Raw genomic sequence first — 25,015 nt, forward strand, 5'->3', positions numbered from 1 at the left:
AAAGAGGATTTTCGCTACCTCACCGCACACTGGGCACATTTAGGTAGAACAACAACACACCAACTGCGCCCCTCTGAACGCCGAAGTCAGAAGGCGCATATCGCCAGGTTGGGCATGTGAACAGATTCGTAACACAGGAGACGACGTGAAATTGAACAGGATTGAAAGTGCGCAGGTGCGCAGATCTTTGGCGAAGCTGTGGCGCCGGGCGCGATGGCCGGCGCAAGTTTGCGCCGGGATGTGTCTCGCAGCAGGAACGCTCGCTGCTGGCGCAGCAACTTCCCCGGCGCTCGATGCGGTCAACCGTGCGGCCGTGCTGTCGCGCCATGCCGAGCGGTCGGTACTGCTCGGTGCCGAAAAGGCTGGCGCTCGCCTGGTCGCCGTGGGCGAACGCGGCATCATCATCTGGTCCGACGATAGCGGCAAGAGCTGGACCCAGGCGCAGGTACCGGTCGCGGTGACGCTGACGGCAGTTCGATTCGCGGACGCGTTGCATGGTTTCGCAGTCGGGCATGGCGGCGTCGTACTGGCCACCGACGACGGCGGGCGGACCTGGCAGCGTCGCCTCGATGGGATACAGGCGGCGCGCATTGTTTTGCAACAGGCGCAGGCCAGTGGCGACGCTGCGGCACTACGGGAGGCACAGCGACTGGTCACTGACGGTGCCGATAAACCGTTGCTCGATCTGTATGTCTTCGACACCAAACGCGTGCTGGCGGTGGGCGCTTACAACCTCGCCTTCTACACCGATGACGGCGGCATCAACTGGCATTCGTGGATGTCCAGGCTGGACAATCCCAAGGCACTGAATCTGTACGCGGTACGCGCGCGCGGCGACACGCTGCTGCTGGCCGGCGAACAAGGCCTGGTGTTTCGCTCGGATGATGCGGGCGCGACCTTCCGTCGCATCGCTACGCCCTACCGCGGCAGCTTCTTCACGGCCGAGCTGGACGGCGCACAAGACATGATCCTCGCCGGTATGCGCGGCAATATCTTGCGTTCCCGCGACGGCGGCGTCAATTGGACCCAGTTTGCCACGCCACAGGGCGCGTCGATCACCGGATCGCTACTGCGTGCCGATGGCGAAGTGTTATTGACCACGCACGCCGGAGAACTGATGCGCATCGCTCCCGGCGCATCGTCCCGTTCGCAGACTGGCGCGCGCACCGACCAGGCGCTGAACGCGGTGTTGTCGGTCAATGCGGAGCAGGTGCTGGCGGTCGGTGGCCAGGGCGTTGCCCTGCTCAAGATGGGTGCCGTGAAATGAGGCCATTCACTCAAGCCAAAACGGCCACCGCCAAATCGCTGAACAACTTCGATACAAAGTCAGGCTCCGTCATTGAGCGCGCGCTATTCAATCACCGCGGCATCGTGATGCTGCTGTGCGTGCTGGTGACCTTGGTGCTGGGCTGGCAGGCCACGCGCCTGCAGGTAAACGCCAGCTTTGAGAAAACCATCCCGACGCACCATCCGTATGTGCAGAATTTTTTGCGCTATCAGAACGATTTGACCGGCCTAGGCAACGCGGTGCGCATCGCCGTGGCCAATCCACAGGGAGACATCTACGATGCCAAGTACCTGGAGACCTTGCGCCATCTCAGTGACGACGTCTTCGTGATTCCGGGTGTCAACCGCGTGAAGATGAAATCGCTATGGACGCCAACCACGCGCTGGGTCGGCGTGACCGAGGATGGCCTCGATGGTGGCCCGGTGATTCCCGAAGGCTACGACGGCGGGCCGCAGAGTCTGCAGCAACTGCGCGCCAATATCGCGCGCTCGGGCGAAGTGGGCCAACTGGTTGCGCTGGACGGCAATTCCAGCGTGATCTACATGCCGTTGCTGGCCAGCGATGCGCAAGGGCGTGCGCTCGATTATGCGACCCTGTCGCGCCAACTTGAAACCTTGCGCAGCAAATATGAAGCGCAGGGCGTGACGCTGCACATTACCGGCTTCGCCAAGATAGTCGGCGATCTGATCGACGGCGTGCGCGCCATGCTGCTGTTCTTTGCTGTGGCAGTGCTGATCGCGGCGGCAGCGGTGTTCTGGTACACCCGCTGCGTGCGCTCGACCGCGCTGGTGGTGCTCGCTTCGCTGGTCGCGGTGGTTTGGCAGCTGGGCATGTTGCCAGCACTCGGCTATACGCTCGATCCCTATTCGATGCTGGTGCCGTTCCTGGTTTTTGCGATCGGCATGAGCCACGGCGCGCAGAAGATGAACGGCATCATGCAGGATATCGGTCGTGGCACGCACAAACTGGTGGCGGCACGCTACACCTTCCGGCGCCTGTTCATGGCGGGCCTCACCGCCTTGCTGGCCGACGCCGTCGGCTTTGCGGTCTTGCTGCTGATCGACATCCAGGTCATACGCGAACTCGCCATTGCCGCATCGATCGGTGTCGCGGCGCTGATCTTCACCAATCTGATCCTGCTGCCGATCTTGCTCAGCTACACCGGCGTCAGCGCAAAGGCCGCCGCGCGCAACCTGCGCGCCCAACAAAGTGCCGGTTCGCATCCGCTGTGGCGCTTTTTCGATCTTTTCACACAGCGCAAGTGGGCCAGGCTGGCAGTGATAGTTTCCGTGCTGCTGGGAATTGCCGGCTTCGCCGTCAGTACCCAACTCAAGATCGGCGACCTCGATCCGGGCGCGCCGGAGCTGCGCGCCGACAGCCGCTACAACCGTGATGTCGGTTTCATGAACGCCGGCTATGGCGCTTCAAGCGACGTGCTGGCAGTGATGGTCAAGACGCCCGACGGCGAGTGTTCACGCTACGACACGCTGAACAAGGTCGATCAGCTGGAATGGGAGTTGCGCCAGCTTGACGGCGTCGAAAGCACCAGCTCGCTGGCATTGCTGATCCGGCGCGTGCTGACCGGGCTCAACGAGGGCAACCCGAAGTGGTACGAATTCCTGCACAACCAGGACATGCTCAACACCATTGCGGCCAATGTACCTCGCGACTTGTACAGCGAAAGCTGTGGCCTGTTGACGCTCAATGTCTACCTGCGCGATCACAAGGCCGACACGCTGGCGCGGGTGGTCTCGCATGTCGAGCAATTCGCCCATAACAACGACAGTGCCGATGTGAAGTTCTTGCTGGCGGCCGGTTCTGCCGGCATCGAGGTCGCCACCAACATCGTCGTGAAGGATGCCTGGCGGCTGATGTTGTTCGTCGTCTACGGGGTGGTGGTGGCGTTGTGCCTGGTCACATTCCGTTCATGGCGGGCCGTGGTTGTCGCGGTGCTGCCCTTGGTGCTGACATCCGTGCTGGCCGAAGCGCTGATGGTGGCGCTTGGCATCGGCGTCAAGGTCGCCACTTTGCCCGTGATCGCCCTGGGCGTGGGGATTGGTGTCGACTATGCGCTGTACATCCTGTCTGTCACGCTGGCGCGTATGCGACAGGGCGCAAGTTTGTTCGAGGCTTACCACGACGCCCTGCTGTTTACCGGCAAGGTGGTGATGCTGACCGGTGTGACGCTGGCAATCGGCGTGATCACCTGGGTCGCCAGCCCCATCAAGTTCCAGGCTGACATGGGACTGCTGCTTGCTTTCATGTTCTTGTGGAACATGCTTGGCGCGCTGATCCTGCTACCGGCGCTGGCGCACTACCTGCTCAGAAATAACGTGCGCCCGGCGGGTGCAGCGAGCACTGCAAGCACTGTCCAGGGAACCGACGATACCGCCAGCGACGCCCTTGCTAGCGGCGGCGCCAAGCTGCTCAATCGAACCTGATTCCAATATCTTAAAACTGCCCCCCTAGGAGACCGCATCATGCAACAACACGCTAACACTACTCAAGAAGTCGATCTGCTGATCTCGGCCGGATGCATCATCACGATGAATGCCGAGCGTCAGATCATTCTCGACGGCGCCGTCGCCGTCAATGGCTCGGACATCGTGGCAATCGGCGACGCGCAAAGTATTCGCGCCAGGTACCGCGGGCGCAAGACCATCGAGGCGCCGCGCGGGCTGCTGACACCGGGGCTGGTCGATGTCCATAACCATCCGATTGACCACCTGATCAAGGGTCTGGTTGACGACTTGCCGCAGCTGCAACGGCTCAAGGAACGGGTGATTCCTTTTGAAGACGGTCTGACTGAGCAAGAGGCCTATGTGGCGTCTGCGGCAACGTATTTCGAGATGATCCGGCACGGCACCACCAGCTTCATGGATGCGGCGGGTCCGCATCCGGCGGCCGTCGGCAATGCGGCGCTACGCGTCGGCATGCGCGGCATCATCTCTTGCAAGATGGCCGACTTACCAGGTCCGTTCGGCGGCGTAGCGGCCGATCCGCAGCACATGATAGCGCTGGCTGACAAGACTTTCGATCAGTTCAATGGCGCTGGCAACGGCCTGCTCCGCGGTGGCTATGACATTGATTTCTCGCCGATCGTCAGCGACGCCCTGGCGCAACTGGTGCGGGACCACGCCCACGAGCGCAACGCCCCAATCACCGGCCACTTGATCGGACGCCGACCTGCTCCAGGCGACGCGGCGGGCTATCGCAACCCCGACGTCAAGCGGTATGCGGATCTCGGCCTGCTGGGCCCGCGCACGACGCTGGCGCATATCGGCTGGATTCCTGCCGAAGATGTCGAGGTGTTTGCACAGACAGGGACCAATGTCGCGCACTGCCCATCAGCGAGCCTGCTCGGCGGCAATGGTTGGGTTACCCATGGCGTCATTCCGGACCTGCTGGCCGCCGGCGTCAACGTAGCGCTTGGAACCGACGCGGCGATCATCAGCCGCTTCCTGGACATGGTCCGCGTGATGCACCTGGCCTCCACTGCACACAAGGACGCCAGGCTCGACCCGATGCTGATGCCGGCCTACCAGGTGTTCGAGATGGCCACCCTGGGCAGCGCCAAAGCCATGGGCTGGTCCGATCGTATCGGCTCGCTGGAAGTGGGCAAGGCCGCCGACCTGGTTATCTTCGACGCTTCCGGTCCGCAATGGATGCCCAATCGATTCTCCAATCCGGTTCCCGACCTGGTCTATGGCAGCAGCGGCAGCGATGCCCAGACCGTGGTCATTAACGGCGTCATTGTCATGGAGGACAAAAAGTTCACCGACAGTGCTCTGTATCAGGAAATAGAAGCTGCGGTCGATATTGCTGCGGCCGATGTGCTTGGTCGATTGGGAATTTATCCAAAAGTGCATTGGCCCGTGACAGACGGACGCGCTGACTCTGACGCCGCCAAACAATAAACGCCATCTTAAAAACAAGGACTTCTCATATGTTTATTCGAAATGCCTGGTACGTGGGCGCCTGGGCCAGCGATATCAAAGATCAGCCTTTTGCCAGGACCATCCTCGGCGAGCCCGTGGTTTTCTTCCGTGGCGAAGACGGCAAGGTCGCTGCACTGGAAGACCGCTGCTGTCATCGCGGCCTGCCTCTGAAGTTTGGCGCCATCGAAGGCAACAACATCGTCTGCGGATACCATGGCGCGACCTTCAATTGCGCCGGAAAGTGCGTGGCGATTCCTGGCCAGGCACGCATTCCTTCGGCGATGGCCGTGCGCAGTTATCCTGTCGTGGAACAGGACGAACTGATCTGGATCTGGACCGGTGATGTTGCGCAAGCCGACCCAGCGCAGATCGTCAGTTTTCCATTTCATCAGGAATGGCCCCATCTGACCCACACCCAGCACGTCAAGTGTGACTGGAAACTGATGATCGGGAACCTGATGGATCTGACCCACCTCGCTTACATTCACAAGTCCACCATCGGTGGGGATCCTGATGCGCACACCACCGCAAAGTTCGAAGTATCCCCCTCCGAAAACGGGGTGAGCTTTATTCGGTGGTTATTGAACACGCAGCCTCCGCAAATGTATGTCGACGCCGTGGGTTTCGAGGGACGCATCGACCGCTGGATGGAGTTCGAGTTCACTGCGCCCGGCTCGGTCAAGCAATTTACCGGCGCCTTGAATGTCGGTGAGGAAGCGTATGAGAAAGGTCCGCGGCAAGGTGGATTCGCGCTGCGCGTGTTCCATAATGTCACGCCAGAGACAAAGACTTCGTGTTTCTATTTCTGGTCCGGATGTCACGGTTACCGCATGGACGAGCCAGAGGTGACGAAGACCCTGTTCGCCGGTCTGAGAAAAACCTTCGAAGAAGACGAAGATATCCTAGAGGCGCAACAGGCATCCCTGCTGAGAAAACCCCTTCCCATGATCAGTACAGTGCACGATGCGGCAGTGGTTCATGCCGAACGGGTGATGAGCAGGCGGGTGAAGCAGGAGGCAGAGGCTGTATCCAATGTTGTACGAGGCGCTTAGTATGAGCACAATTGTCGTTAAAGTCGTCAACAAAACCACGGAAGCGGAGGATATCGTCAGCCTGGAATTAGCCAGTATCGATGACGATCCCCTCCCGCCATTTTCGGCCGGCTCCCATATCGATGTCCACGTACCAGGCGGTTTGATACGCCAGTACTCGCTGTGTAACAATCCAGCGGAGCGCCATCGCTATCAGATCGCCGTGCTGCGCGATCCGCAGTCACGCGGAGGTTCGACAGGGATGCACCAGATCCAGGTGGGCGACGTGGTTCAGATCAGCGAGCCACGCAATCTGTTTCCCCTGACGCCTGCTGATCATTATTTGCTGCTCGCCGGCGGTATCGGCGTCACGCCGATTCTATGCATGGCCGAGCGCCTGGCGACGGTTGGCGCGAGCTTTAGCATGCACTACTGTTCCCGGTCGCCGGAGCGCGCGGCGTTCCTCGATCGCATCGGCGCCTCGCAGTTCAGCGCCCGGTCCCATGTGTATTTCGATAACGCAACCGCGCGCGAAAGACTGGATCTCGGCAAGATCATCGACGCGGCGCCGCCGGGGACCCACATCTATGTGTGCGGTCCATCCGGCTTCATCGGTTTCGTCACGGAAACCGCGCGTGCCCGGGGCTGGCCTGCGGACCGTGTCCACCTGGAGTATTTTGGCAACGCGCCACAGGATACCGATGGCGACACAGCGTTCGAGGTCAAGCTTGCCAGCAGTGGCAAAAGCTATACGATTGCCGCCGATAGATCGGTCTGGTCGACGTTGCTGGAACATGGCATCGATATTCCTGTGTCATGCGAGCAAGGCATCTGCGGTACCTGCATCACGCGCGTATTGCAGGGCACTCCTGATCATCGCGACGTCTATCTGACTGACGACGAGAAAGCGAAAAACGACCAGTTCGCGCCCTGCTGTTCGCGTGCCTGGACGGCGCTGCTGGTGCTGGACCTGTAGTGCGCCTCCGCGCACCAGTCGCGCAACGATCACCGGAAGCGGTGGACTGTGATGCCGCCCCTTCCCATGCAACACACAACCAATAAAGGCCGTTGATGATCTATACCAGATCATCAACGGCCTTAAATTTTATCCTTTAAAATCAGCTAGTTATAGCTGACTAAGCGGACTCGTCATTCCCACTCGATCGTCGCCGGCGGCTTCCCGGAAATATCATAAACGACGCGATTGATCCCGCGCACTTCATTGATGATCCTGTTGGACACCTTGCCCAGCAACGCATGCGGCAAGTGCGCCCAGTGCGCCGTCATGAAGTCCTGCGTCTGCACCGCGCGCAAAGCCACCACGTATTCGTAGGTGCGGCCGTCGCCCATCACGCCCACCGATTTCACCGGCAGGAACACCGCAAACGCCTGTGACGTCGCTTCGTACCAGTTCTTCGGCAGGTTGTCCGAATCGACGGCCTGGCCGGCGATGAACTCGTATGGCGTGTTGCGCAGTTCTTCGATGAAGATCGCGTCGGCGCGGCGCAGCAGGTCGGCAAAGTCTTTCTTCACTTCGCCGAGGATGCGCACACCGAGGCCAGGGCCCGGGAACGGGTGGCGGTACACCATGTCGTGCGGCAGGCCCAGGGCCACTCCCAGCTTGCGCACTTCGTCCTTGAACAGTTCGCGCAGCGGTTCGAGCAGCGACAGCTTCATGTGCTCCGGCAGGCCGCCCACGTTGTGGTGGCTCTTGATGGTCTGACCTTTTTTGCCCTTGCCGGCCGACTCGATCACGTCCGGGTAAATCGTGCCTTGCGCCAGCCACTTGGCATTGACCAGCTTGCCCGATTCGGCGTTGAACACTTCGACGAATTCGCGGCCGATGATCTTGCGCTTCTGCTCCGGATCGGCCACGCCGGCCAGGTGGCCCATGAACTGGTCTTCGGCGTCGATGCGGATGACTTTGACGCCCAGGTTCTTGGCGAACATGTCCATGACCATCTTGCCTTCGTCCAGGCGCAGCAGGCCGTGGTCGACGAACACGCAGGTCAGCTGGTCGCCGATGGCGCGGTGGATCAGCGCAGCAGCGACCGACGAATCGACGCCGCCGGACAGGCCCAGGATCACTTCATCGGTACCGACTTGGGCGCGGATTTTTTCCACGGCTTCGGTGATGTAGTCGGGCATGTTCCAGTCGGACTTGCAGCCGCAGATCTCGTGCACGAAGCGGCCCAGCATGGCCTTGCCCTGCACCGTGTGGGTCACTTCCGGGTGCCACTGCACGCCGTAGAAATGCTTCTCTTCATTGGCCATGGCGGCGATGGGGCAGCTTGGAGTGTTGCCCATCAGGACGAAGCCCGGTGGCATTTCCAGCACCTTGTCGCCGTGGCTCATCCAGACCTTGAGCATGCCGTGGCCTTCGTCGGTGACGAAGTCGTTGATGCCGTCGAGCAGCTTGGTGTGGCTGCGGGCGCGCACTTCCGCGTAGCCGAATTCACGCACCAGGCCGTTTTCGACCTTGCCGCCCAGTTGCGCGGCCATGGTTTGCATACCGTAGCAGATGCCCAGTACCGGCACGCCCAGCTCGAACACGGCGGCCGGCGCCTGCGGGGCGTCGCCTTCCAGGGTGGAGCTGTGGCTGCCCGACAGGATCACGCCGGCGGCGCCGTAGTTGCGCACGAACTCGTCGGAGACGTCGTACGGGAACACTTCCGAGAACACGCCGGAATCGCGCACGCGGCGCGCGATCAGCTGGGTTACCTGTGAGCCGAAATCGAGAATGAGGATTTTTGAGTGCATGGGGTGTTTGAGCTAAAGGATGGAAAAACGCCGGCATCGTGCCGGCGTTTGCAAGGGACTTAGTCGCCGGAACGGTAGTTCGGCGCTTCCTTGGTGATTTGTACGTCGTGCACGTGCGATTCGCGCATGCCGGCCGAAGTGATCTCGACGAACTCCGCCTTGTTGCGCAGTTCTTCGATGGTGGCGCAGCCGCAGTAACCCATCGACTGGCGCACGCCGCCCACCAGCTGGAAGATGATCGCCAGCACCGAGCCCTTGTAGGCAACGCGGCCTTCGATACCTTCAGGCACGAACTTGTCGGCTTTCATGGTAGCGTCCTGGAAGTAGCGGTCGGCCGAACCGTCGGACATGGCGCCCAGCGAGCCCATGCCGCGATACGACTTGTACGAACGGCCCTGGTACAGGATCACTTCGCCAGGTGCTTCTTCGGTACCGGCAAACATCGACCCCATCATGACGGTCGACGCGCCAGCGGCCAGCGCCTTGGAGATGTCGCCCGAGAAGCGGATACCGCCGTCGGCGATGCAGGGCACGCCCGTGCCTTCCAGTGCCTCGGCCACGTTGGAGATCGCGGTAATTTGCGGCACGCCGACGCCGGCGACGATACGGGTGGTGCAGATCGAGCCCGGGCCGATGCCGACCTTGACCGCATCAGCGCCGTATTCCACCAGCGCCAGCGCTGCGGCGGCGGTGGCGATGTTGCCGCCGATAACGTCCACGTGCGGGTACTTGGTCTTGATCCACTTCACGCGGTCGAGAATGCCTTGCGAGTGGCCGTGGGCGGTATCGACCACCAGCACGTCCACGCCGGCCGCGACCAGCAGGTCGATGCGCTCTTCGTCCTTGGCGCCCACGCCGACGGCTGCACCGACCAGCAGCTTGCCGTGCGAGTCCTTCGACGCATTCGGGTGCTCGGTCGATTTCTGGATGTCCTTGACGGTGATCAGGCCACGCAGCTCGAAGCTGTCGTTAACGACCAGCACGCGCTCGAGGCGGTGCTTGTTCATCAGGCGCTTGGCTTCGTCGCGGTCTTCGTCGTCCTTGACGTAGACGAGTTTTTCGCGCGGGGTCATCTTGGCGCGTACTTCGGCGTCCAGTTCCTGCTCGAAACGGAGGTCGCGGTTGGTGATGATGCCGACGACTTCCTTGCCTTCAACGACAGGGAAACCGGAAATACCATGCAGTTCGGTGAGCTTGATGACGTCGCGGATTTTCATGTCCGGCGGGATCGTGATCGGATCGCGCAGCACGCCAGCCTCGAAACGCTTGACCTTGGCAACCTCGCGGGCCTGGTCGGCCGGGCGCAGGTTCTTGTGGATGATGCCGATACCGCCCTCTTGTGCCATGGCGATGGCCAGGCGGCCTTCGGTCACGGTATCCATCGCGGCGGACAGCAGCGGGATGTTGAGACTGATATTGCGGGTCAGGCGCGTCTTGAGGGACGTATCTGCAGGCAAGACGTTGGAATAGGCTGGAACGAGGAGCACGTCATCGAACGTGAGTGCTTTTTGGAGTAGACGCATAGTATTTCCTATAGGCGCAAAGCGGCATTGTACAGGAAAACGGCCTTGCTGTCAGGCATAGCTTTGGTTGAGATTGCTGTCACTTTCGCCATGGCTGCCGTATGATATCGCTATCAATGTTCTTGAGCCATATTCAATGACGAAATCACAAGCGGTTAGCAGCCGCGCCAGCGGGCGCATCACTCTGGCAATGGTGGCCCAGCATGCAGGCGTCGCGACGATGACCGCTTCGCGCGCCATCACCCAGCCCGACATGGTGTCGCAGGCGTTGCGCGACCGCGTTGATAAAGCGGTGCTCGAACTCGGCTACGTGCCCAACCGCGCCGCGCGAGCGCTGGCCTCGTCGCAATCGAAGGTGATCGCGGTGCTGGTGCCGTCGCTGTCGAATGCGGTATTTACCGAAGTGCTGGCCGGCATCCAGGATGCGCTCGACGCCGACGGCTTTCAGATCCTGATCGGCAACACCCGCTACTCGGACCGCGAGGAAGAAAAGCTGATCAACACGTATTTGCAGTCGAACCCGGACGGCATGCTGCTCTCGGGCCTGTCGCACAGCGACCGCGTGCAGCAGATACTGACCACCTCGCGCGTGCCGGTGGTGTCGATGATGGACATGTCCACCGACCCGGCCCAGCTCACCGTGGGCTTCTCGCAATTCCAGGCCGGCCACGCCATGACCCGCTACCTGCTCGACAAGGGCCACAAGCGCATCGGCTTCATCGGCGCGCAGCTGGACGAGCGCACGCTGCGCCGCGCCGAAGGCTACCGCAAGGCCATGCACGAAGCGGGCCTGGCCGACCCTCGGCTGGAAGTGATGGTGCCCGATCCGTCCACGCTTGCCCTGGGCGCCGAGCTGGTGGGCCGCATGCTGGCGCAGGCGCACGACTGCGACGCCATCTTCTGCTGCAACGACGACCTGGCCCACGGCGCCATTTACCAGTGCCAGCGGCGCGGCATCGCGGTGCCGGCGCAGCTGGCAGTTTGCGGCTTCAACGATTTGCCGGCCTCGGCCTGGATGAATCCGTCGCTGACCACGATCGGTACGCCGCGCTACCGCATCGGCTTCGAGGCGGCCACCTTGTTGCGCTCGGTGATCAAGGGCGATGAGCCGGCGGTGCGGCAGATCGACCTGGGATTTACGCTGATGGCGCGCGAGAGTGCCTGAGCCTGGACTGATGGGATTGCCGCCTGCGCGGCAATGACGGATCCGTCGATATCGGTTGGCTCCGCTGCGCCGCAACATGGAATTCTGTTTACAAATCTTGGCAAACCCTTACACTGCCTAGCATTGTTGTTAGCGCTAACATAGGTTAATGTCGAACCCGCTTTTTGATAAGGCAACTGTGATCCCCACCCAGACTGCGCCCCCGCCTCCCCTTGCCCTGACATGGCGCGAAAAATTCAGCTACGGCGTGGCCGATATGGGGTTCAATTTTTATTGGACCAATATCGCCACCTTCCTGCTGATCTTTTATACCGACGTGTTCGGCATCTCGGCGGCCGCTGCCGCCTCGATGATGTTTTCGGTGAAGATCATCAACGCCTTCACCGACCCCATGATTGGCGCCGCTGCCGACCGCACCTCCACCCGCTTCGGCAAGTTCCGCCCTTACCTGCTGTGGGTGCCGATTCCTTTGGGTTGCGCCGCCATCCTCACCTACACCACGCCCGACCTGTCGCACGACGGCAAGCTGGTTTGGGCCTATGGCACCTACCTGCTGATGATGGTGTGCTACACCTGCATCAACATCCCGTACAACGCCCTGTCCGGCGTACTGTCGGCCGATCCGCAGGAGCGCTCCACCGTCAACGGCCTGCGCTTCATTTTCGCGTTTGCCGGCGGCACCCTGGTCACGGCCGCCACGCCGGCCATGGTAAGCTGGTTCGGCCACGGCGACGACAAGCTGGGCTGGCAATTGACCATGCTGGTGTGGAGTATTTTCGCGTCGCTGCTGTTCGTGCTCACCTTCTTCAACACGCGCGAACGGATCGCGCCGCCGCCGTCGCAAAAGTCCAACGTGATGCAGGACATCCGCGACCTGTCGCAAAACCGGCCATGGGTGGTGCTGTTCTTCCTGGCGCTGATCATCATGATCACCATCACCCTGCGCACCACCAGCGCCGCCTACTACTTCAAGTACGTGGTGGGCCGCCCGGAGCTGATGCAGGGTTTCGTGCCGGCGTACATGATCTCGGCCGCCATCGGCGCCTCGCTCACGCCGCTGATGACGCGTTTCGTGGACAAGAAGAAGCTGATGATCATCCTGATGAGCATCACCGCCGTGCTGTCCTCGGCCTTCTTCTTCGTGCCGAACGACCAGGTCACCCTGATGTTCGCGCTGCAGATCGGCATGGGCCTGGCACTCGGTCCCAAGTCGCCGCTGGCCTTTTCGATGTATGCCGACACCGCCGACTACAACGAATGGCGTACCGGCCGCCGCGCCACCGCCATGACCTTTGCCGCCGCCACGTTCTCGCAAAAGCTCGGTACCGCGATCGCGGTGGCCGTCATCGGCTGGCTGTTCACGGTGCTTGGCTACGTGGCCAATTCGGCCCAGAACAGCGGCTCGCAGGCCGGCATCGTGTGGCTGATGTCGTTCATCCCCGCCGCCTTTGCGGTGCTGGCCGTGGCCATCATGTTTTTCTATAACCTCGACAACCGCAAGCTGGTGCAGATCCAGGCCGACCTGCAAGCGCGCAAAACTCAATAAATGGAGACACGTTTCATGTTACGCCCTACCGATAATGGTGACCGCTACGAACTGATCAGCCCCACGGCCATGCCGCGCGCGGGCGGCTTCCTGTGGAACCAGAAGATGATGATCCAGGTGACCTGCCGTGGTTACGCGGTGGCCCAGTTCATGCAGCCGGAACCGGCCAAGTACGCCCATGCACCGAACCTCGAAGCGAAAACCTTCATGCAGCCGGAGCAGAATTACTATGCCCACCACCCGGGCCGCTTCTTCTATATCAAGGACGAGGAAACCGGCCAGTTGTTCTCGGCGCCGTACGAACCGGTGCGCGCGCCGGTTGACCGTTTCGCTTTCTCGGTCGGCAAGAACGACCTGGCCTGGACCGTCGAACACCTGGGCGTGCGGGTCGAACTCACGCTCTCGATTCCGACCGCCGACGTGGTGGAACTGTGGTCGCTGCGCGTGACCGACCTGTCGGGCCGCGCCCGCAAGCTCAGCGTGTACCCCTACTTCCCGATCGGTTACATGTCGTGGATGAACCAGTCGGGCGAGTACCGGCCGGACCTGGGCGGCGTGGTGGCCAGCTGCGTGGCGCCGTACCAGAAGGTGGCCGACTACTTCAAGCAAAAGGACTTCAAGGACAAGACCTATTTCCTGTGCGAAGAAGCGCCGCAGGCGTGGGAAGTGCAGCAGCAGGCCTTCGAGGGCGAAGGCGGCCTGCATCGCCCGTCCGCCATCGACCTGGAAACCCTGGCCAACGGCGACGCCCGCTATGAGACGCCCGCCGCCGTGGTGCAATACCGACTGGCGCTCGATGCCGGTCAATCGCACGACTATCGCTTCATCTTCGGCCCCGCGTTTGACGACGCCGAAATCGCCGCCATGCGCGCCCGCTACCTGCACGCCGAAGGTTTTACCAAGGCGCGCGCCGATTACGCGCAGTACATCGCCAGCGGCGCCGGCTGCCTGCAGATCGACACGCCCGACAAGGAACTGGACAACTTCGTCAACCACTGGCTACCGCGCCAGGTGTTCTACCACGGCGACGTCAACCGCCTGTCCACCGATCCGCAAACCCGCAACTACCTGCAGGACAATATGGGCATGAGCTTCATCAAGCCCGGCGTGATGCGCGCAGCGCTGCTGCACGCGCTGGCGCAGCAGGAAGACAGCGGCGCCATGCCCGACGGGATCCTGCTGGTCGAGGGCGCGGAGCTCAAGTACATCAACCAGGTGCCGCACACCGACCACTGCGTGTGGCTGCCCATCGCGCTCAAGGTCTATCTCGACGAGACCGGCGACTACGATGTATTGGCCGCGCGGGTCACCGGTAAAGACAGCGGCGTCACGCTTACCGTGGCCGAACGCATGCACGCCGCGATGGACTGGCTGCTGCAGGCGCGCGATGAACGTGGCCTCAGCTACATCGCCCAGGGCGACTGGTGCGACCCGATGAACATGGTGGGCTACAAGGGCAAGGGCGTGTCGGGGTGGCTGACGGTGGCCACTGCGTATGCGCTCAACCTGTGGGCCGAGATGTGCGAAAAGAGCGCCCGCAGCGACAGCGCGCTGGCCGACAAGGCGAAGCACTTCCGCACCGGCGCGCAGGCAGTCAACCGCGCCGCCAACGAACACCTGTGGGACGGCGACTGGTACGCGCGCGGCATCACCGATGACAACGTGGTCTTCGGCGTCTCCAAAGATGTCGAGGGCCGCATCTACCTCAACCCGCAAGCGTGGGCCATGCTGGGCGGCGCGGCCAATGCCGGCCAGCGCGCGTCGATTGTCGAGCAGGTGAAGCAGCAGCTGCACACGCCGTACGGCGTGGCCATGTTCGCGCCGCCGTACAGCGCCATGCGCGACGACGTCGGCCGCGTCACGCAAAAGCACCCGGGGTCGGCGGAAAACGGCGCGGTGTACAACCACGCGTCAATCTTTTATATCTACAGCCTGTACCAAGTCGGTGAAGGCGAGCGCGCCTACGAACTGCTGCGCCAGATGATCCCCGGTCCGACCGAGGAAGACTACCTGCAGCGCGGCCAGCTGCCGGTGTTCATCCCCAACTATTATCGCGGCGCCTACCACCAGTATCCGCGCACGGCCGGCCGTTCGAGCCAGTTGTTCAACACCGGCACCGTGTCGTGGGTGTACCGCTGCTTCGTCGAAGGCCTGTGCGGTTTGCAGGGCGATGTCGATGGCCTGCGCATCGCGCCGCAACTACCCAAGCACTGGGATGGCATACGCGTAACGCGGCAATTCCGGGGCGCGACATTCCATGTAGTTATACAACGGGGAGATATTCATGAAATCGTTGTCAAACTCGACGGAAAACGGTTGCCTGATACTAAAGTGACAGGTATCGTAGCGGGTGGAGTACACGCGCTGGAAGTGACTATTCCACGTTAACGATAGCGCGTTCAAGACTGAAACTACACTACAAGGATAAACAAATTGAAGAAGCGTCTCTGGTTGTCGCTGGCCCTGGCCTACCCCCTCATGATGACTGGCGCGGCCCATGCCGCCGCCGACACCAACCGTCCCTGGCTCGACGCCAAGCAGTCGCCGGACGCCCGCGCCGAACAGCTGGTCAAGGCGATGACGCTGGATGAAAAGATCCAGACCGTGTTCGGCTACTTCTCCACCGATTTCGAATCCAAGCAGTACATCGCCCCGAAAGAAGGCCGCAAGGATTCGGCCGGCTTCGTGCCCGGTATCGAACGCCTTGGCCTGCCGTCGCAATGGCAGGCCGACGCCGGCATGGGCGTGGCCACGCAGGCTGCGTCCAAGAGCCCGGTCGAGCGCACTTCCCTGCCCTCGGGCCTGTCCACCACGGCCACCTGGGACCGCAAGCTGGCGTTCGCCGGCGGCCACATGATCGGCAGCGAAGCGCGCATGAGCGGCTTTAACATCATGCTTGCCGGTAGCGTGAACCTGATGCGCGAACCGCGCAACGGCCGCAATTTCGAATACGGCGGCGAAGACCCGCTGCTGGCCGGCGTGATGGTCGGCGAGCAAATTCGCGGCATCCAGAGCAACCACATGGTTTCCACGCTCAAGCACTTCGCCTTCAACGACCAGGAAACCAACCGTTTCCACATCAATGTCAAGATCGACGACGCAGCGGGCCGCATGTCCGACCTGCTGGCGTTACAGTTTGCTACCGAAGTGGGCGATCCCGGCTCGGTCATGTGCGCGTACAACCGCGTGAACGGCCCATACGCCTGCGAGAGCGACTACCTGCTCAATGAAGTGCTGAAGAAGGACTGGGGGTTCAAGGGTTACGTCATGTCCGACTGGGGCGCCACCCACTCCACCATTCCGGCCGCCATGGCGGGCCTGGACCAGCAGTCGGGCCACCCGTTCGACAAGTCGGCGTACTTTAACGAAGCGCTGAAGGAAGCGGTCGTCAACGGCCACGTGCCGCAGTCGCGCCTCGACGACATGGTCAAACGCATCACCCGCACCATGTTCGCCCACGGCCTGGCCGAGCACCCGGTCAAAGCCGCCGCCACCCGCGACGCCGGCATCGACTTCGCCGCCAATGGCAAAATCTCGCAGACCGGTTCGGAAGAAGGCATGGTCCTGCTCAAGAACAGCGGCGACATCTTGCCGCTGGCGTCCACCGTGCGCACCATTGCGATTATCGGCGGCCACGCCAACGTAGGCGTATTGTCGGGCGGCGGTTCGGCCCAGGTATATCCGATCGGCCTGTCGCCAGTGCCCAACGAAGGTCCGCAGTACTTCCCGGGCCCGATGGTTTATCACCGCTCGTCGCCGATGCAGGAACTGGCCTCGCGCACCAAGGCCAAGATCAGCTACGCCGACGGCAAGGACGTCAAGGCTGCAGCCAAGCTGGCCGCGAGCTCCGACCTGGTGATCGTGTTCGGCAACCAGTGGACCGCCGAGAGCATCGACGCACCGGACCTGAACCTGCCCAACAAGCAGGACGACCTGATCGCCGCCGTGGCCAAGGCCAACGGCAAGACCGTGGTAGTGCTGCAAACCGGCGGCCCGGTCGTGATGCCGTGGCTGAAAAACGTCGCGGCGGTGCTGGAAGCATGGTACCCGGGCACCAACGGTGGCGCGGCCATTGCGCGCGTGCTGACCGGCGAAGTCAATCCGAGCGGACGCCTGCCGGCGACCTTCCCTGCTTCCGTGGCGCAGCTGCCGCGTCCGGTGCTCGATGGCGATGCCGTGACCAAGGACGAAAACATCCTCAACAAGCTCACCACCGACTACAACATCGAAGGCGCAGCGGTTGGCTACAAGTGGTTCGACCTGAAAGGCCACAAGCCGCTGTTCCCGTTCGGTTACGGCCTGTCGTACACCACGTTCGCCATGTCGGACCTGGCTGCCAACAAGACCGGCAAGGGGATCGAAGTCACCTTCAGTGTGAAAAACACCGGCAAGCGTGAAGGCAAAACGGTGGGCCAGGTGTACATCTCGCCGGCCAAGGGCGGCTGGGAAGCGCCGAAGCGCCTGGGTGGCTGGGACAAGCTGGAAGTGAAAGCCGGCGCGACCGGCAAGGCCACGGTCAAAGTCGATCCTCGCCTGCTGGCCATGTATGACAGCGCCAGCAAGACCTGGAAGATCGCACCGGGCGAGTACGTGGTCACGCTGGCCGAATCGGCAGGCGCCAAGCCTGCCGCCACGGTCAAGGTGAGCCTCGATGCGCAAACCATGGACATCCACGGCAAGTAAGAAGTTGCAATGAAGAAAGCGTAACGACCGGGCCGCAGCACCATTTGCTGCGGCCCAGTGCAACTGGTGCGACGGCTGGCGCCGTTACTTCGGCACTTGCCAGTTCACGGTCGTATAGCCCACGCCTTCATGGTTCCAGACCTGGACCGTTGCCTGGTACCGGGTGCCCGAAGTTCCGCTCAGGAAGTTCAGCTGCACCACGCGGTACTTGTTGGCGCCCTGCACCTGGGCGGCGGCCAATTGCTCGGCATACTCGGCATCGGGCCCGTTGAGTATTTTGAACATCCATACCTGCAGCACCAGCGTGCCAATCACGCCGATCGCCAGCGCAATGCGCATGTCGTGGGTACGTCGCCCTTCGAACGCCCGCGCTGCTGCAATCTTCGCACTGCCCAGCTCACGCAGCACCCACGCAGCCAGGACGATGGGGAATAATGTCATCAGCACCCCGCTGGCAAACTGCCATGGCGCCAGCCGCAACTCCACTTCCAGCAGGTCGAGCGGTATCGCGTACGCCACCAGTCCCATGGCGACCATGCCGGGCAAGGTCAGCCAGCCCAGCCAGCGCAGCACTGCCGCCACCCGCAGGCTGCCGGTCAACAGCAGCAGTCCCGCGATGATGGCCCCGCCGAAGTTGAACGAAAAGGTATTCGCCTGTGCGGGCATTTGCCAGATTCCGTAGCCCAGCTGGAGCAGACCGGCGGCAATCAGCACCATGCCCACGCGTCGTAGCACCGGCACGTAGCTGGCAGGATCGGCCATCGGTGCCTTCGCGGCACTGTCGGCGCCGTTGTTACTGTTATTGTTATTGTTATTGAGATCGCCGTCGCGCTCGCGCTGCGCCAGCAAGGCCTCCACTGTGGCGACGCGTTCCGGAAAACGCACGCGGTCGATACGTCCGAGCACCTGGCGCAGCTGCTGTGCGCTGTATTTCGAGAAATCCGGCTCGGTCATTATTACTTCTCTTTCCAGAACACGTCCACGGTGTCGATCCGGTCGGCGCGCCATGCCTGCACTTTCGCTTCCACGAACGTGCCTTCCATGTCGTCTCGCGCGGTGATCTTGCTGGCGTAGTAGTGATACTCCTCGCCGTGCTTGGCTTTCGCCAAAAATTCAGCCTTGCGTACCAGGTCGGCATCGCGGCCCAGCTGGTGACCGCCCAGCGCCAGCAGCGCCAGGACGATACCCACGCCCAGCGCCAGGTGGGCAGACGGCTCGCGCCGGCCACCGGACAGGATGGCGGTGCGTATTGGCTGGCGCAGCAGCTCGGTGCGCAGCCAGTGCAGTACGGCGCAGAACAGCAGCAACGGCAGCAGCACCGCCAGTTGCGCGCCGGGATCGAGCTGCCATTGCGTGAGGGTCAGGTCGAACGGCTGCAACAGCGTGAGCACGATCATGGCCAGCGCCATCGGCAGCAACACGCTGGCGATCCAGACCAAGAAGAAAGCGGCGCGCAGGCTGCCACGCAGCAGGTAGATGCCGCCGACCAGGGCCGGGATGATCATGCTGTACGAATAGTCGGCGCCGGTGGTGATGCGCCAGGCCATCCAGGCCAGTTCGAACGCGCACAGCGCAAGCAGGACCACGCCGGCGCGGCGCAGGATGGAAGGAGCAGATTGTGTGTCGAGCATCAGGTAGCGGAAGGTGGGGGAGGATTCTTGCGACGGCGCCGCGCGTTCTTGGGATCGGCGATCAGCGGGCGGTAGAGTTCCACCCGGTCGTGGGGTCGCAACAGCGTGTCGCGTGGCTTCTTTTTGCCGTAGATGCCGGTCTGCATGGCGGCCAGGTCGACTGCAGGCACTTCGACGGCGATGCCGGACAGCGCCAGCGCCTGGTCGATGGTGGTGCCCGCCGGCACCTGCAAGACGCGCAGGAACTGCACGGCGTCGCTGGCGTAGCAGACCTGGACCGCGAAAGTCTCGGCCGGATCAACCACCGATGGGTGCGTTGCCATAGACCGTCTCCGCGCGCTTGCAGAAGGAATCGACCATGCTGTTGGCGATCATGCCGAACACCGGGCCCACCAGCTTGTCGAGGATGGTGCTGGAAAATTCGTAGCGCAGGTCGAGTTCGATCTTGCAGGCGTCTTCGCGCAGGGCCTTGAAGGTCCACACGCCATCGAGGCATTTGAACGGACCATCGACGAGCTTCATGCGGATGGTCTCGAACGGCACGTTGTCGTTGGACGTGGTGAAGCTCTGCTTGACGCCGTGGTAGTTGATGCCAATGCTCGCCACGGTGCGATTGTCGGTGCGCTCACGGATGTCAACACCACCGCACCACGGCAGGAATTTGGGATAGTCTTCGATGCGGGCGACCAGTTCGAACATCTGCTGGGCGCTATAACCGAGGAAAACTGATTTGTGCACTACTGCCATTGTCTAACCATTTGCTATGATGTGGAAATAAGATGCTGTAAGCCCTAATTTTATACGCGAAACCGAAATTTAACCGACCCGGTACGGGTTTATCGTCGATTTACCGAATTCATGACCATAGCTGATAACAAAAAAGCATTTTTTGACTACTTCATCGAGGACCGTTTCGAGGCCGGCATCGTGCTCGAAGGCTGGGAAGTCAAAGCCATCCGCGACGCCCGCGTGCAGATCAAGGAAGCGTACGTCACCATCCGTGGCGACGAGCTGTTCCTGTTCGGCGCCCACATCAGCGCCCTGCCCACCGCCTCCACCCACATCAGCCCCGAAGCCGTGCGCACCCGCAAGCTGCTGCTGCACCGCGCCCAGATCGACAAGCTGATCGGCAAGGTGGAGCGTTCCGGCTACACGCTGGTGCCGCTCAACCTGCATTACAAGGAAGGCCGCGTCAAATGTGAAATCGGCCTGGCCAAGGGCAAGAAGCAGCACGACAAGCGCGCCACCGAAAAAGACCGCGACGGCAAGCGCGAAGTGGCTGCCGCCATGAAGACGCACAACCGCTGATCTGTTGCGCCCTCAGGACAAAACCCGGCCCCGCGCCGGGTTTTTTGTTGCCTTGTAATTTCTAAGCGGAAACATCCATGTTACACTTGGTCACGATGATTTGTCATTCATGGCCTGCGCTGGTGCGGCGTGGAGACATGACACAGTCTACTTTTTGACGATGAGGCAAGCAATGGCGCTGAAACTTCTAATGGCTGTCGCAGCCGGTGTGATCCTGTCCGGATGCGCAACCCGCTACACGCCCGCGCCGCTGGCGGCCAATTTCCCGGCCAGCAAGCAGGCCAAGCTGCAGGCCACCTACCATTGGGGCATCGTGGCCGATGCAGTGGAGCGGCAACTGGCGGTGGCGTTGAAAAAGACGCCCACCCGGCCAATCTTCATCAACACCCCTGCCGAACCGAATCCGTTCCAGCGCGCGCTGGCCACCCAGCTCACTACGGCGCTGGTGAACGACGGCTTTACGGTGTCACGCGCGCCGGCGGGCGCGCTCAAGATCGATCTCGACGTGCAAACGCTGACCTTTGCCGCCAATCGCCCACAGTACCGGCAGAACTTCGGCCAGCGCTTTCCGCTCGCCGACGGCGTGTGGATGGCAAAGGAGCTGAGCGCGCCGCGCCTGGAAAACGAACCGTTCGATCCGCTCGATTCGGAATTCGCCCCCGGCGCCACGCCGCGCACCGAAATCATCGTCACCATTTCGGTGTCGGACCAATATCGCTACCTGGCGCGCAGCACGTCGGCCTATTACGTCGCCGACGCCGACTATGCGCTGTACGGCCTCACCGAGCCGGAACCTGAAAACACCAAACTGACGCGCGTATTCAAAGTGCGCGGAGACCTGTAAATGCCGATCACCAAACTGGCTAGCGCCCTCCTGCTCACCGTGCCGCTGCTGCTGGCCGGCTGCGCCACCAACAAGGACAAGGAGCAGCGCGACTACACCACCGTCTCGTCCAACCAGTTCATCGAGGCCAACTACAAGGCGGCCGATTCGCTGATGCGCCAGCTGACCGGCAAACTGGCCGGCGACAAGCCGCTGATCATGGCCACGCTGGTCAACATCGACGAACTGGAACAGACCACCACGCTCGGCCGGCTGGTCTCGGAACAGCTGTCCACGCGCCTGGCGCAGGGCGGGCTGTCGATGGTGGAAATGAAATTGCGCAGCAACGTGTATTTCAAGCGCAACCAGGGCGAACTGATGCTCACCCGCGAAATCGGCGAAGTGGCCACCGCCCACAACGCCCAGGCCATCGTGGTGGGGTCGTATGCCGAGACCAGCGACATGGTCTTCATCAACGTCAAGGTGATCCAGCCGAATACCAATTTCGTGCTGGCCGGGCAGGATTATGTGCTGGCCAAGGAAGCGGTGGTGCGCTCCATGCTTCAGCGCAATTAGATTCAAATTGGTTTCCCGCCTGCGCGGGAATGACGGCATTACGGTCGCCATACTGGGCGCCGTCATCCCCACGCGGGCGGGGATCCAGTGCGTGGCCAGGATTCGCCGCCGTTTATCCTGGCGTCATCCCTGCGTCATCCCGCACCGGCGGACCGCTGCGCAGGCGGGGATCAGTTTGTCACAACAACAGCGGCAAAACCTCGATCGCCGACGCCTCCACCTTCAACCCAATCAGGTCATCGGCCCGGGTTTTGCCCAGATTGATCGCCGCGATCGGCTTGCCGGCCGCTGCCGCCAGCTTGCAGAAGCGGTAGCCTGAAAACACCATCAGCGACGACCCCACCACCAGCAAGGCATCGGCCTGCTCGGCCAGCGCCAATGCCCGCGCCGTGCGCTCGACGGGGATGTTATCGCCGAAGAAAATCACGTCCGGCTGCAGCACGCCGCCACAGTGCGAACAGACCGGCATCCGGAAATCTTGGCCATTGAGTTCGAGCTCGGCGTCCCCGTCCGGCCGCGCCTCCGGCACCACGCCATCGACCGGCCCGGTATGGACCATGTGCGGATTCTCGCGCGCCAGCCAGGCCTGGATCTCGGCGCGCGGGTGCACGGTGCGGCACGCGAGGCACACCACGCCGTGGATATTGCCATGCAGTTCGATCACGTTCTGGCTGCCCGCCTTGTAGTGCAGGCCGTCCACGTTCTGGGTGATGATGGCGTCGATGCGCCCCGCCGCTTCCAGCTCGGCCAGCGCATGGTGGCCGATATTGGGTGCCGCCTTCGACATCACCGGCCAGCCGGCCATGCTGCGCGCCCAGTAGCGCCGCTGCACGGCCACATCGCGCCGGAAGTCCGGCCCCTGGATCGGCGCACGGCCACGACGCACGCCGTCCTTGTCGCGGTAGTCGGGAATGCCGGAGGCGGTGGACAGGCCGGCGCCGGTCAGTACCAGCACGCGGCGGTGCTGGTGCAGGAAGGTCTGGAGCTGGTCGATCTGAGCTGGGAGATGGGGATGGAGGTTCATGGCCGTTATGGTAGCACCATGGGGGCCCAGCGGTGGCCGGCTGCTGGCGTCGGGCCGCCGTTCCGACGATGCATTGCCAGGCCTTTACAGAGCGCTGCAATCAGGTCGCAAGCGGCCACGTCAGGCGTCAGCCCAGCCGCAGCGTGGGCCTGAGCCAATGCTGGGCCGATTCCCGCGCCACGACTGGCCAGGTGCGTGTCAGTGCCAGCATCGTTCACTTTTATGAATTGGGCAATACTCGACAAGTCTGCCTGGCACTGGGCAGCGGCGGCCGAGGCAATCGCAACGCGGACATCCAAAACAAGCAAAAAAAGCAGAACAAGCAGGAGGTTTCTGATAGTCGGGGACACGGGTACACTGAGCTAGGCCCCCAGCAAACCCGTCATACCCGATCTTCGCCTGCCGGCGCGATCAGAAATTTCAGCGCGCCGTACGCCAAACCCAAAAACATCGTCATGAGCACAATACAACCCACGCACTGACCAACTAGCGATACCGGGTTGGTTGACCACGATTGACAGCGAGGTCTGCATATCTCGCCTTCGATAACAATCGCATACAGATCCCTTCCAACCCAGGCCGCAATCGCGAGAGACCCCAGCAGCACGGCAATCGACAACAGCGCAGGCACTTTGACTGGCGCTGGCTGACCGCTAGACGCTGATGGTAACGGCGCGTTAGCACCCGGATCGGCTTGCTTGGGCGCGGACAAGCCAGTTCGTTGCTTTTCTGTACATAATCTATTTCCGATAATGGACTTACGGCGGGCCGCTGAAACGGCGGCCGAGAGGATGCGCGCTATAGATTACTTAACAGGCAACTGCTGGTCGAGCACCTGCAGTACCGCCGCCACGATGGCGGCGGCATCGCCCTGCTCCACCGCCACCACCGGCACGGCGCCGAACGGTTTGCGGGCGGTGCGCACCTGGCCGGCGCTCACTTCCAGGCTGTCGAGCTCGGAGGCGCGGGCGCGCCAGTAGGCCGGCTTGACCGCCTGGGCTGCCTGCGCCGCCGCCAGCGACTGGCCAAGCTCGGCGTTATAGGCCACCGCCGAGTAGGCGCAGCCGCCACCGGTTTTGCCCGACTCGGCCGCTGCCAGGCAATCGAGCGCCGCCTGCAAGCGGTCGGCGTTGCCGGCCGGGAGTGCGTCTTCGTGCAGCGCATCGATCAGCACCAGGCCGGTGACGGCGCCGCGCGAACGCCAGGTGTACTGCTGCGCCACCAGCGCACCGTAGCCGGCGCCCACCAGCACCAGCGGCGCCTCGATCCTGGCGTTCTTGATCAAGAAGCCGAGGTCGCGGCTGGCGTTGCCGACCGAGGCGGCACGGATGATGGGGTCGCTCGCGCCCATGCCGGCGCGGTCATAGACGCAGGCGCGGGTGCGGGCGGCCACCTGAGGCATCACCGCCGACCAGTCCCAGCCGGCACGACCGGCATCAGCCTCGAACAGCACCGTGGGCGAGCCCTTGCCCATGCAGTACATATTGAGCTTGCGTCCGCCTACGTCAACGCGCACCTGGGGGCCAGCAAAAGCGCCCTGGCCGGCGAGCGGCTGGGCATGTGCCGGCGCGGCGAACAGGATGGAAGTGGCCATGGCGGCCGGCAGCAGGAAATTTTTCATGTTGTCATCTTAATAGTTATGCCGGCGGGGAACAAGGACAGTGCTACCATTCGCGGTTCAAAAAGAATTTTCCGATTTGTAGAACCGTTTGTGAACGG

Annotated in this window: 20 protein-coding genes; 12 read left to right on the top strand and 8 right to left on the bottom strand. The window is 62.2% G+C overall.

The window, feature by feature from the left end; genetic code table 11:
* The first annotated feature begins 238 nt into the window (after window positions 1–238).
* The 5 genes from DUPY_RS09405 to DUPY_RS09425 are packed head-to-tail and all read left to right on the top strand — an operon-like array spanning window position 239 to window position 7,233.
* Window positions 239–1,267, top strand: coding sequence for a WD40/YVTN/BNR-like repeat-containing protein (locus DUPY_RS09405; RefSeq protein WP_070247563.1), 1,029 nt, complete (start codon window positions 239–241; stop codon window positions 1,265–1,267).
* Complete coding sequence (locus DUPY_RS09410) at window positions 1,264–3,729, top strand: efflux RND transporter permease subunit (protein ID WP_071651612.1); 2,466 nt, start codon at window positions 1,264–1,266, stop codon at window positions 3,727–3,729. Before DUPY_RS09405 ends, DUPY_RS09410 begins: the two co-directional genes overlap by 4 nt.
* A 39-nt stretch (window positions 3,730–3,768) precedes the next feature.
* Window positions 3,769–5,205, top strand: a complete 1,437-nt coding sequence (locus DUPY_RS09415) for an amidohydrolase family protein (RefSeq protein ID WP_070247564.1) — start codon at window positions 3,769–3,771, stop codon at window positions 5,203–5,205.
* A gap of 29 nt (window positions 5,206–5,234) precedes the next feature.
* A complete protein-coding gene (locus tag DUPY_RS09420) occupies window positions 5,235–6,278 on the top strand; it encodes a Rieske 2Fe-2S domain-containing protein (RefSeq protein ID WP_070247565.1) in 1,044 nt (347 codons plus the stop codon).
* Window position 6,279: 1 nt separating this feature from the next.
* A complete protein-coding gene (locus tag DUPY_RS09425; protein ID WP_070247566.1) occupies window positions 6,280–7,233 on the top strand; it encodes a PDR/VanB family oxidoreductase in 954 nt (317 codons plus the stop codon).
* Between the two features lie 173 nt (window positions 7,234–7,406).
* Here the strand turns inward: DUPY_RS09425 and guaA are convergent, their stop codons facing one another.
* Both guaA and guaB read right to left on the bottom strand, forming a co-directional pair.
* Entirely contained in the window at window positions 7,407–9,017 is a 1,611-nt protein-coding gene (guaA, locus tag DUPY_RS09430) for a glutamine-hydrolyzing GMP synthase (protein ID WP_070247567.1), read from the bottom strand.
* Between the two features lie 59 nt (window positions 9,018–9,076).
* Window positions 9,077–10,540, bottom strand: coding sequence for an IMP dehydrogenase (guaB, locus tag DUPY_RS09435; RefSeq protein ID WP_070247568.1), 1,464 nt, complete (start codon window positions 10,538–10,540; stop codon window positions 9,077–9,079).
* 136 nt (window positions 10,541–10,676) lie between these two features.
* Between guaB and gntR the strand changes: the two genes are divergently transcribed.
* From gntR to DUPY_RS09455, 4 genes are all read left to right on the top strand, one after another.
* On the top strand, window positions 10,677–11,705 hold the full coding sequence (gntR, locus tag DUPY_RS09440) for an HTH-type transcriptional regulator GntR (RefSeq protein WP_070247569.1): 1,029 nt from the start codon (window positions 10,677–10,679) through the stop codon (window positions 11,703–11,705).
* 148 nt (window positions 11,706–11,853) lie between these two features.
* A complete protein-coding gene (locus DUPY_RS09445; protein ID WP_267875809.1) occupies window positions 11,854–13,251 on the top strand; it encodes an MFS transporter in 1,398 nt (465 codons plus the stop codon).
* Between the two features lie 15 nt (window positions 13,252–13,266).
* A complete protein-coding gene (locus tag DUPY_RS09450; RefSeq protein WP_070247571.1) occupies window positions 13,267–15,639 on the top strand; it encodes a GH36-type glycosyl hydrolase domain-containing protein in 2,373 nt (790 codons plus the stop codon).
* Between the two features lie 90 nt (window positions 15,640–15,729).
* Window positions 15,730–17,934, top strand: coding sequence for a glycoside hydrolase family 3 C-terminal domain-containing protein (locus DUPY_RS09455; RefSeq protein ID WP_070247633.1), 2,205 nt, complete (start codon window positions 15,730–15,732; stop codon window positions 17,932–17,934).
* Window positions 17,935–18,018: 84 nt separating this feature from the next.
* On the opposite strand, the gene DUPY_RS09460 is transcribed toward DUPY_RS09455, so the two are convergent.
* Genes DUPY_RS09460 through DUPY_RS09475 form a run of 4 tightly spaced genes read right to left on the bottom strand, consistent with a single transcriptional unit; the run spans window position 18,019 to window position 20,312 of the window.
* Window positions 18,019–18,888 (bottom strand): hypothetical protein, encoded by an 870-nt coding sequence (locus tag DUPY_RS09460; protein ID WP_070247572.1) that lies wholly within the window; start codon window positions 18,886–18,888, stop codon window positions 18,019–18,021.
* Window positions 18,889–18,890: 2 nt separating this feature from the next.
* Entirely contained in the window at window positions 18,891–19,565 is a 675-nt protein-coding gene (locus DUPY_RS09465; protein ID WP_070247573.1) for a hypothetical protein, read from the bottom strand.
* Window positions 19,565–19,888 carry an RnfH family protein gene (locus DUPY_RS09470; RefSeq protein WP_070247574.1) on the bottom strand — a complete coding sequence of 108 codons (324 nt, stop codon included), beginning with the start codon at window positions 19,886–19,888 and terminating at the stop codon, window positions 19,565–19,567. The genes DUPY_RS09465 and DUPY_RS09470 overlap by 1 nt, the downstream gene beginning before the upstream one ends.
* The gene (locus DUPY_RS09475) at window positions 19,863–20,312 is read right to left on the bottom strand and encodes a type II toxin-antitoxin system RatA family toxin (protein WP_070247575.1); all 450 of its coding nucleotides are present in this window, start codon (window positions 20,310–20,312) and stop codon (window positions 19,863–19,865) included. The genes DUPY_RS09470 and DUPY_RS09475 overlap by 26 nt, the downstream gene beginning before the upstream one ends.
* Before the next feature lie 111 nt (window positions 20,313–20,423).
* Here DUPY_RS09475 and smpB point away from each other — a divergent pair, with 111 nt between their 5' ends.
* From smpB to DUPY_RS09490, 3 genes are all read left to right on the top strand, one after another.
* Entirely contained in the window at window positions 20,424–20,873 is a 450-nt protein-coding gene (gene smpB, locus DUPY_RS09480) for an SsrA-binding protein SmpB (RefSeq protein WP_019919646.1), read from the top strand.
* Window positions 20,874–21,063: 190 nt separating this feature from the next.
* Window positions 21,064–21,717: a hypothetical protein gene (locus DUPY_RS09485; protein ID WP_229255309.1), complete on the top strand. Its 654-nt coding sequence runs from the start codon at window positions 21,064–21,066 to the stop codon at window positions 21,715–21,717.
* The gene (locus DUPY_RS09490; protein ID WP_070247577.1) at window positions 21,718–22,272 is read left to right on the top strand and encodes a FlgO family outer membrane protein; all 555 of its coding nucleotides are present in this window, start codon (window positions 21,718–21,720) and stop codon (window positions 22,270–22,272) included.
* A gap of 178 nt (window positions 22,273–22,450) precedes the next feature.
* Here DUPY_RS09490 and DUPY_RS09495 read toward each other — a convergent pair whose 3' ends face one another.
* On the bottom strand, window positions 22,451–23,296 hold the full coding sequence (locus DUPY_RS09495; protein ID WP_070247578.1) for an NAD-dependent protein deacetylase: 846 nt from the start codon (window positions 23,294–23,296) through the stop codon (window positions 22,451–22,453).
* Between the two features lie 805 nt (window positions 23,297–24,101).
* Window positions 24,102–24,917: an alpha/beta fold hydrolase gene (locus DUPY_RS09500; RefSeq protein WP_070247579.1), complete on the bottom strand. Its 816-nt coding sequence runs from the start codon at window positions 24,915–24,917 to the stop codon at window positions 24,102–24,104.
* Window positions 24,918–25,015: the final 98 nt, after the last annotated feature.

Origin of the sequence: Duganella phyllosphaerae, assembly GCF_001758785.1 — a bacterium.
Taxonomy (GTDB): Bacteria; Pseudomonadota; Gammaproteobacteria; order Burkholderiales; family Burkholderiaceae_D; genus Rugamonas; species Rugamonas phyllosphaerae.